Origin of the sequence: Corynebacterium ulcerans (assembly GCF_000767685.1) — a bacterium.
In the GTDB taxonomy this organism is placed as follows: Bacteria; Actinomycetota; Actinomycetes; order Mycobacteriales; family Mycobacteriaceae; genus Corynebacterium; species Corynebacterium ulcerans.
The window spans coordinates 2086447-2099203 of record NZ_CP009622.1 but is presented as its reverse complement, the minus strand read 5'-3'; the positions used below and the strand labels follow the sequence as shown (position 1 = coordinate 2099203).

Sequence of the window (12757 nt, the reverse complement as noted above, 5' to 3'; positions counted from 1 at the left end):
AATCATGGTGTCAACGCATTACTTTTGGCCATGAAAGGATCGCGTAAGTGACTGAAATTCAGCACGCATCAGTCCTGCTCACCCGCGCAGGACGAAACTTTGACGGGTTTGCCGTCGACGCTTTTGCAGATCGCCTCGGACTTCCGGTTCAGCAGCTCGTCGAAAAGCAGGCTGACCTTGCAGCAATTCTGGCGTCTAAACCGCTAGAAAACCGCCCCGGATTGTTTATCGGCTCTGGAAACGTCAACTTTGATGCCCGAGCAGCCTCCGCTTTGGGCATTCCCCTCCTTCTGCTTATCGACGCCCCCGGCGTGCACATCGACCTCGCCGCAGAGGAATGCGCCGAGCTGGGTGCCGTTGTGGCTGCTACGTTCACCGCTGAGGAAGCGGAGACCGAAGCTGGCATAGAGAAGATTCGCGAGGGTCTGAACGTTGAGTCCCCCGTTGTTATGAGCGCTCCTGTTTTTGAATCATGGCTGCTCGACCAGGCTAAAGCACAGCAATCCCACATCGTTCTGCCGGAAGGTGACGATGACCGCATTCTTGAGGCGGCACACCAGCTGCTCGCTCAGGACATCTGTGAGCTGACCATTCTGGGCAACCCGGAGACTATCACCGCTCGCGCGGCAGAGCTGGGTTTTGACCTCTCCAAGGCTCACCTCCAGGATCCGGCCACCGACCCTAACGCGGAGAAGTTCGCTGCCGACTTTGCTGAGTTGCGCAAGAAGAAGGGCGTGACTCTCGAAGAGGCACGGGAGACCATGAAGGACATCTCCTACTACGCCACCATGATGATCCATGAGGGGCTTGCCGACGGCATGGTATCCGGTGCTGCACACACCACCGCGCACACCATCAAGCCAAGCTTCCAGATCATCAAGACCGCGCCGGGCACCTCGGTTGTCTCGTCGATCTTCCTGATGGTGATGCGAGGCCGCCTCTGGGCATTCGGCGACTGCGCCGTGAACCCCAACCCCACCGCTGAGCAGCTGGCAGAAATCGCAGTGGTTTCTGCTCGTACCGCAGCTCAGTTTGGTATTGATCCACGCGTCGCCCTGTTGTCTTACTCCACCGGTAGCTCCGGAGCCGGCCCTGACGTGGACCGTTCCGTCGCAGCAGTGGCCAAGGCTCATGAGCTCGACCCCGAGCTCAAGCTCGACGGCCCATTACAGTTCGACGCTGCTTGTGACCCAGGCGTTGCGGCTAAGAAGATGCCCAACTCCGAGGTCGCAGGCCACGCAAATGTCTTTATCTTCCCGGACCTTGAGGCCGGAAACATCGGATACAAGACTGCACAGCGCACCGGCCACGCGCTGGCCGTGGGCCCGATCCTACAGGGCCTGAATAAGCCGGTTAATGATTTGTCTCGCGGTGCGACGGTTGCCGATATTGTGAACACCGTTGCCATCACCGCTATCCAAGCAGGAGGAAAATAGCACATGGCGCTGGTCCTAGTTCTCAATTCGGGCTCTTCATCGATCAAGTTCCAACTTGTCGATCCCACTCAGCACGCAACTGACGCACCCTTTGCCTCTGGTCTCGTCGAGCAAATCGGTGAGCCAAGCGGCAAAATCACGCTGAAGCACGGCGGCGAGAAGTACGTCGTGGAGGCCCCAATTGTCGACCATACCGCAGGCCTCGACCTGGCCTTCAAACTCATGGGCGAGCACGGCTGCGGCCCTAAGGACGTTGAACTCGAAGCTGTTGGCCACCGCGTCGTACACGGCGGCCAGGTCTTCTCCCAGCCTGAGCTGATCACCGATGAGGTCGTGGAGTGGATCCGCGGACTCATTCCGCTGGCCCCTCTGCACAACCCAGCGAATATCTCCGGCATTGAGGTCGCTCGCGAGCTGCTGCCTGAGATCCCACACGTTGCTGTGTTTGACACCGGCTTCTTCCATGCAATGCCCCCGGCTGCGGCGCTGTACGCAATCGAAAGCGAGACCGCTGCGAAACACGGTGTGCGTCGATACGGCTTCCACGGCACCAGCCACGAGTACATCTCACAGCAGGTTCCTGCCCTCTTGGGTAAGGATCCCGAGACCGTTAACCAGATCACGCTGCATCTAGGCAACGGAGCTTCTGCCGCTGCAATCCGCCACGGTAAGCCGATTGACACCTCCATGGGCATGACCCCACTGGCTGGTTTGGCAATGGGTACCCGCTCTGGCGATATCGATCCAGGCATCATCTTCCACCTGCACCGCACCGCAGGCATGAGCATCGACGAGATCGATGATCTGCTGAACAAGCGTTCCGGTGTGAAGGGCATCTCGGGTGTTAATGACTTCCGCGAGCTGCACCAGCTGATCGCCGAGGGCAATGAAGACGCTCGTCTTGCCTACAACGTCTACATCCACCAGCTGCGCCGCTTCATCGGCTCTTACATGGTGGCTCTGGGACACATCGACGCCATCACCTTCACTGCAGGCGTAGGCGAAAACGATGACGCCGTGCGTGCCGACGCTCTCGCAGACCTTGAGAGCTTTGGCATCAAGATTGATCGGGAGATCAACGCTGTGCGTGCCGACGGCGCTCGCGAAATCTCCACCCCTGATTCCACAGTGAAGGTCTTCGTGGTTCCTACCAACGAGGAGCTAGCTATCGCTCGCTACGCAAAGACCATTGCGGAATCCATCTAGAACCAGGTCATAGGTCGGACCTGATTGGCCATGTCCACCAGCGTATATCGGTGGTGGGCGTTGGGGGCGCTGCGCGCTAAGAGCCGGAGAGAATCATAAAGGCCGGTGCGCAGCCCCTCTTGCGTGAAGTGATAGTCAAAGAGATCGTTGTCCGCTGCGGCAGCCTCGAGATTGGCTTGGCGCAGCCACGTTAAAGCAGCGTTCATGATTGCGATCTTGATCTGCAAGAAGCGCGGCTCATTAGTAGGTATGCCTTCGAGCCTGCGAGCGGCACGTCTGATGCGCGACTCGCTAAGGTCGCCATTGATCAGATGCAAAATGGCGGTAAGTTCAGCCATACGCCTGTGCGTAGAGTTTTGCGGTACCTGATCTAGTGTGGAGACCGCCAGATCGACCTGGTTTTCAGCCACCAATTGCCGCGCTAACCCAAATGCTGAGGACACCGTGGTGGGATTTGTCTGCCATACCAAAGCATAGAGATAAAGGGCCTTGAAGCGTAGAGTTTCGGGGTCCTTAGTCAATTCACTCCACATACCAATGGTGTTGCCCTTGAGCTCCGCAGCAGAGACAGCAGTATCCGGGGACAAGAGCTGCGCCGAATCCATCCCCATGTCCTGGAGCAACATCTCGCAAACAGCAGCGCGTGCTAGTTTTGGCGCAGCCTCACCGGGAAGAATGCTGTAGACCTCATTGAAGTGGCGCTGAGCAGTCACGTAATCGTCCAGGAACAGCGAAGTCACCCCGGAATACCACTGGTGGCGCCAATCGTCGCCTAGCTTGGTATCCAACGTATCCAGCCAAGAGCGAGCCTCATCGGTAAAGCCCAGGTCAAGGAGTGTACGCACCACGCCGAGGGGAATCTCCTTGGAATCGGCGAATTCTTCCTGAGCCATCGCATCACGTAGCGTCTGCAGCGTTTGTGAAGGCTCGGCATAGGAAGCCCCAGAAATCATAATCGCTCCGGGATCGGTGCGGTCTAAAAGGGGGACAGGCAACGCAGCGTTGACTTCCTCGGACGTGATGCGCACGTTGCGCTCGATGCCGTCGATAAGCTGATCCGTGCGAAACACCATGTGCTTAGTGCCAAAAGTGGAACGCTGAGGCGAGTAGAGCGAATGCTGGGCTGGAAACTGCCGCCCTTCAGTGAGCGCAAGGTACTCGCGCAGAATTCCAAACAGCTGGGTCTCTAGCTCGCGTATAGAGGCAAAGCGCTTAGCCGGATCGCTGCTGATGCAACGGCGCAGTAGGCGATAAAAGGAAAGATTCTGGGCAAAGAGATTTTCCTCGTCGGGGGAGGGGATGCCGGGCAGATAAACCCCATCGGCGGAGGGAAGATTCACCGTCAAGGCGGCAAGAGTCCGGCCAATTGTGTAAATATCGCTCGCAATCGAGGGCCCATCGGTGGCTACCTCAGGTGCCTGGAAGCCCTTTGTTCCGTAGATATATCCAAAGGCCCCGATGCCAGACACCGCGCCCAGATCGATCAACTTGACCTGGTCTTCGGCGACAATGATGTTATCGGGTTTGAGGTCGTTGTAGACCACACCGCGTGAGTGCAGATAATCGAGCGCGGGAAGAATCTCCAGAATGTAGGCGATGGCAATGTCGATGGAGAACAACCCCCCGGGCTGCTCTTTACGTCGATCCGCTAACGACGGCCCCGGAACGTACTCCATGACAATGAAACCGCCCTCAACGCGGGGATCGTCAATGAAGTTATACGACTTCACGATCCCAGGATGCGTAATATCAGCGAGGAATTCGCGTTCCGCCACCGCGGCGCCGTAGTCATGCGGATTAGCCTTGTCCCGCATGCCCTTGAGTACGACGACGCGCCCAGAAACGTTCCGGTCACTAGCCAAGTAGATCCAGCCCATACCGCCATGAGCAATCACCCCCTGGACCTCGTATTGATTAGCCAGGATATCGCCGCGCTGGAGAAGAGGTTTTTCCAGCCCTTTCTTTTCAATGTACTCATCATCTTTGAGCACTTCTTCTACCGTGGAGACACGGATGAAAGGCAAGGCGACCATGCCATTGGCCACGGTGCGGTCATCGCGGTTAGTGCCGCGCCGGGAGCGGAACGTGGAAATTGCTTTCTCTCGGGAACGCGTGCCGGCATCTGTGTCCTGCTGGATAGTGTTCAGGTCGTTAAGAAGCCCCGTGAGGTCCTCATCGTCGTCATCATCCGCGAAGGGGTCAAAGGGGACAGCCTCGGTGCCACGACTCAGCGGGTCATTCATGGTTTCTCCTCACGATAATTCAGCGCAGGGGGATTCTGAGGCGGAAGATACGCACCGAACCACTTGGCATAGGACCTTTGCCAGGTTCCGTCTCTAAAAATACGTTCGATAGTAGCGTTAACCTGCCGGATGATCCCTTCAGAGTCGTGTCGAGGGCCGGGTTTGGCAAAAGCGATGCCATAGTCTTCTTCAGCCAGCGCATTACCTACTATTTCCGTGAAAGGATCCTGCGCGAGCATGCCAGAGAGAATCGTATCGTCCGAGATCACGGCGTCGGTATCCCCCTGCTGCAGAGCAAGCAGGCAGTCGGCAGAGCTACTCACTACAAGCAGTTCGGCGCGAGGTGCTACATACCTAGTTCTCTGAGCACCGGTGGATTCTGAAGTGGCGCACACAGTCTTTCCGGGGAGATCATCCACGGAGTTAATGCCGGAGTTTTTTTGAGTGAGGAGCTTTGTCTTGCCAGAGAAATAGGGAGTGGAAAAGAAGACCTGATCTTGACGACCTCGGGTAATCGAGATTGACCGGATAGCTAGGTCAACATCGTTGTTTTCTAACGACTTGATCCATGTGCCGGCATCGACGTAACGGAAGTCGATCTTGGTAGGGTCACCGAAAATGTCGCGAGATATTTCCTTAGCCAGGTCAACCTCAAAGCCCTGCAACTCGCCGGTAGCGGTGTTGCGGAAACTAAGGAGGTTTTGCGATTGATCGATGCCCACGACCAGGCGACCGCGCTCGCGAATTCTTCGGACACCCTCGGGATTGTTGTTGGGGCGGAGCGAACCCAGCAGGTTGCTGGTATCTACATCGGGTAATGCGGAATCAACGAGGGGCTTTGGTGTCGCGGATGGAGTGCGGCTGGGAGGCTCAAGAACCGGAGACTCGGGTTCTGCGCATGCTGCGGTGCAGAACAAAAGAGTAGTGAGTAAAGCAAGAAAGCGACGCGACATCAGAGGTACTCCTGGAGTCGAGGGCGAATACCTAGCCAAAGGGAGAGCACGGATACAAGAGTGAGAGCGAGAATCACGGTGCTCACCAGGTCTGATGCGTTAGCCCCGCGAGCGATATAGCCGCGTGCGGTTTGGCGGGCGTCGTCGATAAGCTTGGCTAAGGAAGAATCCAAACCATTAAAAGCGGAAGGCGTTGCGGCGGACGCGTCATTGTAGAGCGTTAGCGCTAGGGCTTCTTCATAGTCGCCAGAGTTAAGCGCTTTTGCGAGTTTTTCGTGGGAGCTCCTCCACGCCTTTGCTGCCTTGACGGCTTGGTCGAGGTGGTCTCGGTTGTTGGAATTGTCCACCAGTCGAGAGTTTTCATAGTTCTCTAGTGCCTTGTCCACGGTGCTCATGGTGGCGCTGAAGTTGGTATTGGAATTTTCCAGCGACTGGCGCCACACTAGAGCGAGCGTCTCGCTGGTTCGAGCTTGTTGGGCACGAATGCGAGCGTCCGTGAGCGACTGCAGTGGGGCTGAGGCTGTTTGGTACGCAGTAGAGCTGGCACTCCACGTGAGGAAATTGGCAGTAGACACCCAGGACGTGGCGATGACCATTAAGAACGTGGCCAGCACAAACCACCCATTGAGCCGGCGGCGAGTAACGTGTGCGAGCCACAGCTGCCCGAGCACCAACATAATAAGGGCAACAAAAAGGCCTCCGAGGGGAACCCAGAGCGGGCGGGCGAGCTGTTGCTGCTCGCTGCTCACGTTATTACTGGTGAGCGTATAGAGCTCTGCGGCGGCGGGCAGAATCTCTTCGCGCATGAGCGTGGATGCCTGGGACATATAAGCCACGCCTACGGGGTTGCCTTGCCTATTGTTAGCCCACGCGGTTTCCACAAGGCCGGTGTAGACAGGAATCTGCTGAGAAATATGCGTGAGCAGCTCTAGATGGCGCCCAGAATTATCGCCGAGTCCTCCGGCTGTCTGCGCAGCGGCCCGCGATGCATCTTGGATAGCTTGCTCATATCGCTGCCGGTTTTCGCTGGTATCCACCCCTGCACGCACAAAGCTTACCGACGCCGTGGTGTTGGCCAGCGACAGCGAAGAATAAAGATTCTGTGCGAGGTAGGAGACAGGTTCGGTATTGTCTATCAACGTTTTGAGATCGGCGCGTCTGTCAGCGGCTGTCTGGGACATGGAAACGCCTGCGGATAAGAGGGTAACGCTGAGGACGATCACGAGCGTGGTCATGCGTCCTGGCGTAGTGGAGAGAAATTGCAGTAGTTTCTTGGTCCACAGGACGGGGTATGTAACTGACTCGTGCCAGAAGGCGTGGAAACGGGAGCGCTGTCGTTCGCGACGTTCGCTGATCCGGTCGAGCCAAGAGTCTTCCACGTCGGGCGACAGAGAGGTATGCGCGATGTCCTCCACGGTAAACCTCATCTCCGTTACAGACGATACAGATGTTGCAGAAGTTGTAATCTACCCTAGAAGTATACCGGCAGCTAGAGTAGAGCACATGCCTACAACATCCGGAGATGGTTGGGTCGAGGGACCCAATGGTACGCAGCTGTGGGGAAAATACGGCGCCGCAGGACTTCTTCTTACTGCTGCACGCACTGAGTCAGTATTGATGCAGCACAGAGCGCCTTGGACTAATCATGGTGGCACGTGGGCTTTGCCAGGCGGGGCACGTGATCTCATCGAGACAGCGGAAGAAGCTGCTGCACGTGAGGCATATGAGGAAACTGGAATCTCCTTTGAGCACTATGCTTTTGTTCAATCGGTGGTGACTGCCGGACCGTATCACTCGGGCTGGACCTACACGACGGTGTTGGCCTTGGCGCAAGAAGAGCTGGATACAGTGGCCAATGCGGAATCGGAAGAGCTGCGCTGGGTTCCCATATCTGAGGTGGATGAGCTTGATTTATTACCTGCCTTTTCCACCGCGTGGGTGAGCCTCAAACCTCGTGTTGAGAAGATGCTAAGAGAAATGTGACAGACTAGAGCGCATGATTGAAGTGCGTGGCTTAACTAAGCAGTACGGGCAGGTGCGGGCGGTCGATGACCTGACCTTCACCGTCAAGCCCGGCATCATTACTGGATTCCTTGGCCCCAACGGCGCCGGTAAATCCACGACGATGCGTATGATTCTCGGCCTTGATTCTCCTACCTCGGGGACCGCGACCATCGATGGCATGGCCTATACCAAGCTGAAAAAACCTCTGACTAAAGTAGGCGCGCTCCTTGACGCTAAAGCCATACACCCCAACAGGTCTGCCGCAAATCACCTCAAGTGGGTAGCTCAATCCAATGGCATTTCTACTAAGCGTGTCGACGAAGTCCTGGGCCTCGTTGGGCTCAGCAACGTGGCATCGAAAAAAGCTGGAGGTTTCTCTCTCGGTATGAGCCAGCGTCTGGGTCTTGCCGGTGCTTTGCTGGGTGACCCCGAGATTCTTATCCTCGATGAGCCGGTTAACGGACTCGACCCTGAGGGCATCCGATGGGTTCGTGAGTTTTTGCGCTCGTTGGCTAGCCAAGGTCGTACTGTCTTGGTGAGCTCGCATCTGCTGTCCGAGATGTCTCAGACCGCTGATCACCTTGTTGTTATTGGCAAGGGAAAGCTCGTGGCTGATACGTCCACCTACGAATTTATTCGCGATAACTCCGCGTCCAGCGTCATAGTGCGGTCGCCGTATCTCAAAGAGCTAGCCGAGCTGCTTGGGGAATACGAGATTGTCCCTGAGTGGGGTACTGATGAAGAAGACCGTGAATACCTCAGCATCGCTGGGCGCAGCACCGATGAGATCGGAGCAATGGCCCACTCTGGTGGAGTTCCACTGTCGCAGCTTTCCCTCAAACGCGCATCGCTGGAAGATGCCTTTATGGAAATGACTAACGATGCCGTTCAGTACCACGCGCAGGTAAAGGAGAATCACTAAATGTTCCTCAACTCAATCCGCGCTGAGTGGACCAAACTGCGCACTACTAAGGCGTTCTGGTGGACCACGGCTCTCTTCGCCTTCTTTGGCATTGGCTTTGCGGCCCTTAACTCTCGTGAGATAGCACCAGGCCCTCTGGGCATTCCTATTATTAGCCCTGCTAGCACTGTGCTTGCGGTCCAAGCTCTGGGTTTCCTTGTCGTGACAATTCAGGCGATCATGGTGGTCACCGCAGAATACCGACACAATTATCAGTCTGTTACGTTCCTTGCCACCCCGAATCGCACATTAGTCGCGATGAGCAAGTGGCTGCTCTATGCCGTGGTTGCCGCTGCTCTTACCTTTGCAGTGGTTATATTGTGCTTCTACACGTCTAAATTGGTCGCGGGCGCTGAAGCTAGCAAGACCTTCAATGTGTGGGACAACGAGAACGCTCTGCGTATCATGTGGGTCTTCCCCCTCGTTTCTGCGCTCTTGGTAACGTTCTCCCACGGCGTGGCTTATCTGCTCAGGCAGACTGCTGGTGCTACTACGTTGATGCTGATCTGGGTCCTCGCGCTGGAGACGCTCCTTGGTTTCCTCCCCAAGATCGGAACCTGGATTGTTAAGTATGGCCCGATGAACAACATGAACGCTTTCCTAGGGAAAACAGCGATCAAAGATGTTCCATGGGGTTATGAGGGAAGCGGCGCATACTTTGCTGTGTGGGCCTTTGTGATTCTGGCATTGGGCATTATCGTGCTGAACAAGCGTGACGCCTAATACGTAATTACTGCAGCGCGGAGGTTAGACGCATGATGTTATCTATGTATCTGCGGATTAACCCGCGCTTATTCCATTCCTCAAGCGTGAGCTCTACGGAATTTTTCTTATAGTCGTTCGCCAGCTGATCTAGCTGGCGAATCATGTTTCCACGAGCCATCATCAGGGAGACTTCGTAATTTAAGCCGAAGCTGCGCATATCCATGTTGGAGGAGCCGATGACTCCCACCGAGAGAGTGTCATCGAGCTGGGGGTCCGCAATCAAAAACTTGGAATGCAGTACTGCCGGCTTGCGGTAGCGATAGATATGCACTCCGGCTTCCAAGAGCGCTTGATAATAACTGGATTGCGCATGGTCGACCATAAACTGGTCGGCTTGCTCACTAACCAGCAGTTCGACCCTGACTCCGCGATAGCATGCCGACGTCACCGCTTCAAGCATGGATTCATCGGGAATGAAGTAGGGGCTGCACATGACCAGGCGATGCTTGGAATGATGGATGATCTGGTTGAACAGGCGCAGATTGGGTTCAGTACTGTATCCGGGGCCAGAGGGTACTAACTGCAGAAGATTAACATCGGTTTCATCCTGGTCAGGGATTTCTGGGTTAACCATGTGGTCGTCGATGGGAGGGAGATCGTCGGCTTCTTGGAACCAGTCCACAGCAAAAACCATGTTCATAGACGCGACGACGGGGCCCGAAAGTTCGACCATAACGTCCACCCAGCGCCGCCCGCTGGAGAGGTTTTTCTTGTTAAGATAACCCGCTTCGATCATGTTTTGTGAGCCGATGAAGCCATGCTCGCCGTCGATAATGAGCATCTTGCGGTGATTGCGCAGGTCCGGTCGGCGGAAGCGCCAGCGGAAAGGCTGTAGCGGCAACATGATTCGCCATTGCACGCCTATCTCCGAGAGGCGCTTTCCTAGCTTCAAATATCCTGGGTACTTCCAGCTTCCTACCTGGTCAAAGAGGAGACGCACTTTCACTCCGCGTTGTACAGCACGGGCAAGCGACTGGAAGAAAACATCGGTGGTGTCGTCCCACGCCATGATGTAGATCTGCACGTGAACGTATTTTTGTGCTTGGTCTACAGCATCGGACATGGCCTGAATAGATGCCTCATAATCGGAATGTACGCCGAGGTTATATCCCGTGGTGGCGGGCAGCGAGGTGAGCCGTCTGTTCATCTTAATCATGGAGACGAGCTCGTCACCGATTACTGAACCTTCTGGATAATCGGGAACTTTTGCCTGAACATTTTCAATGTCCTTGTTGGCCTTGCGCTGCAGGTCGTGCCGCCTTTTGTTGATGTAGGGGCTACCCATGGTCAGGAATAGAGGAAGACCTAGGAAAGGAATCAACAAAATAGCGAGGAGCCATGCAGTAGAGGAACTCGGGCGGCGACCTTCTGGCACAAAGCCAATGGCAATGAGCTTGATGGAGTAATCAATAATCAGACCTACCGTCTGCCATGTGCTCAGGTCGATTTGCCAGCTCATACTACATAATCCACGATAACCGGAGCGTGATCGGAGGCCCCTTTCCCCGAACGCTCGTCGACGTCGATAAAGCTTTTCTCTACTTTCAGGTCCGTTGTAGCGAGCTGGAAGTCGATAAGCATTCCCTGGTTCTTGAGGAATCTTCCCGCCTGATAATCCCAATAGCTAAAGCCTTCGAGGGGGGAAGCGATCTGCAGACCAGAAGCGGTTAAAGCCTCAAAGGCTTGGCGCTCGGGTTCAGTGACATGGGTTTTTCCCTCAAAGAAGGACATGTCCCAGACATCTTGGTCGCGGGGTGCAATATTGAAGTCGCCTAGAAATACCGTGGGTTCTGTTACATCCTGCGCATGCAATTGTAACGCAAAAAGCCACCGTAATTTGTAGTCATAATGCGGGTCTGCGATCTCGCGGCCGTTAGGAACGTAGAGGCTCCACACGCGGACACCCCCGCAGAGGGCGCCGATCGCGCGAGCTTCCAGCGCCTGGTCTTTCTGTGGGTCTTTATGAAAGCCCGGCTGACCCGGGAAGTGGGTCTGAACATCCTCAAGACCCACTCGGGAGATAATGGCAACACCATTCCACTGGTTGAGCCCAAAGTGAGCTACTTGGTAGCCAATGTCATGGAAGCGCTCGTAGGGGAATTGTGCATCCTTGCACTTGGTCTCCTGAACCGCGAGGACATCCACGTTATGGCGCTGCAAAAAATCGACCATCCGGTCTACACGGGTGCGAGCGGAATTCACGTTCCAGTTGACAATGCGCATGGATTAAAGATTAGCCGCTTCCGCGTATCGATGCCGGTGATGCTCAACAAAACCAAGTTTTTCGTAGAGCCCAATGCCAGCAGCGTTGGCGGCGATCACTTGAAGATAGGCCCGCGTGGCGCCTTCCCTCGCACCCCAGTGCAGCATATGCTTGCCCAGCTCGGTGCCTAGGCCGCGACGTCGATAAGCTTGTGCCACCTCAACGGCTGAATATCCGAGATAATCATCGGTGATGGTGCCACGGGTGATAGCGACGGTTTCTCCTTCGGGGGTAAGCAACCTGCCAAAACCCATTGTCCCGTCGATCTCCCCGCGGAGCAGATCGAGAGCATGCTCGGGGAGCGGCTCGCCACGGAAGTTATAGAGCGACAACCAATCGTGGTCCGGTTGATCGTCGATGCGAAACTCCCAGTCGGATGTGGTAGCCGGAAGATCATCCAGATCGCGCGTCATCACGATGATTTCGGGGCCTAAAGTCCACCCAGGCTGTGCCACGAGTTTTTCCGCCATCGCGCCGATACGTTCAGGGATAAGAACGCGCGTGGGCAGATTATGTCGCCTATAAAACGCATGGATTTCTTCCAGCGGGATGGGAGTGAACATGGCGGTGTGTCCCAGTGGGGCAGCGCTGTTGGAGCGCTCGGTGATGCCGTCGCCAGAGCGCATGAGCCATTGACCGCACCAGGTGTGCTCGATACCTGGGAAGGCTTTGGCCGTGGCGGTTTCGATTGCACGAATATCCGAGTTGCGGACAGTGCGCGGGCTCAGCTTTTTCATGATGATGACGTCCGCGCGTGGGATGGATAACGCCGGAACCTCAGACGGAAAACCGCCTACTTTTTGTGGCCGCACCACGAGGGTTTCCTCGTCGATGCTCAGCACGTGACCAATAATGTCGTTAGCTTTACGACGCACCACGATGCGATCACCTGGGGCCACTGCGTCAGAACGGAAAATCCGTGACAT

Annotated in this window: 11 protein-coding genes; 5 read left to right on the top strand and 6 right to left on the bottom strand. The window is 55.8% G+C overall.

Annotated elements, in window-relative coordinates; genetic code table 11:
- Nucleotides 1–47 precede the first annotated feature (47 nt).
- Together pta and CULFRC11_RS09490 are read left to right on the top strand one after the other, a co-directional pair.
- Entirely contained in the window at nucleotides 48–1436 is a 1389-nt protein-coding gene (pta, locus tag CULFRC11_RS09495; RefSeq protein WP_023636361.1) for a phosphate acetyltransferase, read from the top strand.
- Nucleotides 1437–1439: 3 nt separating this feature from the next.
- Nucleotides 1440–2642, top strand: coding sequence for an acetate kinase (locus tag CULFRC11_RS09490; RefSeq protein ID WP_023636360.1), 1203 nt, complete (start codon nucleotides 1440–1442; stop codon nucleotides 2640–2642).
- Here CULFRC11_RS09490 and CULFRC11_RS09485 read toward each other — a convergent pair.
- From CULFRC11_RS09485 to CULFRC11_RS09475, 3 genes are read right to left on the bottom strand one after another with little or no spacing between them, the layout of a single operon-like run.
- On the bottom strand, nucleotides 2639–4885 hold the full coding sequence (locus CULFRC11_RS09485; RefSeq protein WP_023636359.1) for a serine/threonine protein kinase: 2247 nt from the start codon (nucleotides 4883–4885) through the stop codon (nucleotides 2639–2641). The genes CULFRC11_RS09490 and CULFRC11_RS09485 overlap by 4 nt on opposite strands.
- Nucleotides 4882–5838 carry a glutamate ABC transporter substrate-binding protein gene (locus tag CULFRC11_RS09480; RefSeq protein WP_023636358.1) on the bottom strand — a complete coding sequence of 319 codons (957 nt, stop codon included), beginning with the start codon at nucleotides 5836–5838 and terminating at the stop codon, nucleotides 4882–4884. Before CULFRC11_RS09480 ends, CULFRC11_RS09485 begins: the two co-directional genes overlap by 4 nt.
- Entirely contained in the window at nucleotides 5838–7265 is a 1428-nt protein-coding gene (locus CULFRC11_RS09475; protein ID WP_046694169.1) for a GlnX family signal transduction membrane protein, read from the bottom strand. Before CULFRC11_RS09475 ends, CULFRC11_RS09480 begins: the two co-directional genes overlap by 1 nt.
- A 76-nt stretch (nucleotides 7266–7341) precedes the next feature.
- On the opposite strand from CULFRC11_RS09475, the gene CULFRC11_RS09470 reads away from it, so the two are divergent.
- From CULFRC11_RS09470 to CULFRC11_RS09460, 3 genes are read left to right on the top strand one after another with little or no spacing between them, the layout of a single operon-like run.
- Nucleotides 7342–7821, top strand: a complete 480-nt coding sequence (locus CULFRC11_RS09470; RefSeq protein ID WP_031270625.1) for an NUDIX domain-containing protein — start codon at nucleotides 7342–7344, stop codon at nucleotides 7819–7821.
- A gap of 13 nt (nucleotides 7822–7834) precedes the next feature.
- On the top strand, nucleotides 7835–8764 hold the full coding sequence (locus CULFRC11_RS09465) for an ABC transporter ATP-binding protein (RefSeq protein WP_023636355.1): 930 nt from the start codon (nucleotides 7835–7837) through the stop codon (nucleotides 8762–8764).
- Nucleotides 8765–9526, top strand: coding sequence for a multidrug ABC transporter permease (locus CULFRC11_RS09460; protein ID WP_023636354.1), 762 nt, complete (start codon nucleotides 8765–8767; stop codon nucleotides 9524–9526).
- Nucleotides 9527–9533: 7 nt separating this feature from the next.
- Here the strand turns inward: CULFRC11_RS09460 and cls are convergent, their stop codons facing one another.
- The 3 genes from cls to CULFRC11_RS09445 are packed head-to-tail and all read right to left on the bottom strand — an operon-like array spanning nucleotide 9534 to nucleotide 12757.
- Nucleotides 9534–11027, bottom strand: coding sequence for a cardiolipin synthase (cls, locus tag CULFRC11_RS09455; protein ID WP_023636353.1), 1494 nt, complete (start codon nucleotides 11025–11027; stop codon nucleotides 9534–9536).
- A complete protein-coding gene (locus CULFRC11_RS09450; RefSeq protein WP_023636352.1) occupies nucleotides 11024–11791 on the bottom strand; it encodes an exodeoxyribonuclease III in 768 nt (255 codons plus the stop codon). The genes cls and CULFRC11_RS09450 overlap by 4 nt, the downstream gene beginning before the upstream one ends.
- A gap of 3 nt (nucleotides 11792–11794) precedes the next feature.
- Nucleotides 11795–12757: an N-acetylglutamate synthase, CG3035 family gene (locus tag CULFRC11_RS09445; RefSeq protein WP_023636351.1), complete on the bottom strand. Its 963-nt coding sequence runs from the start codon at nucleotides 12755–12757 to the stop codon at nucleotides 11795–11797.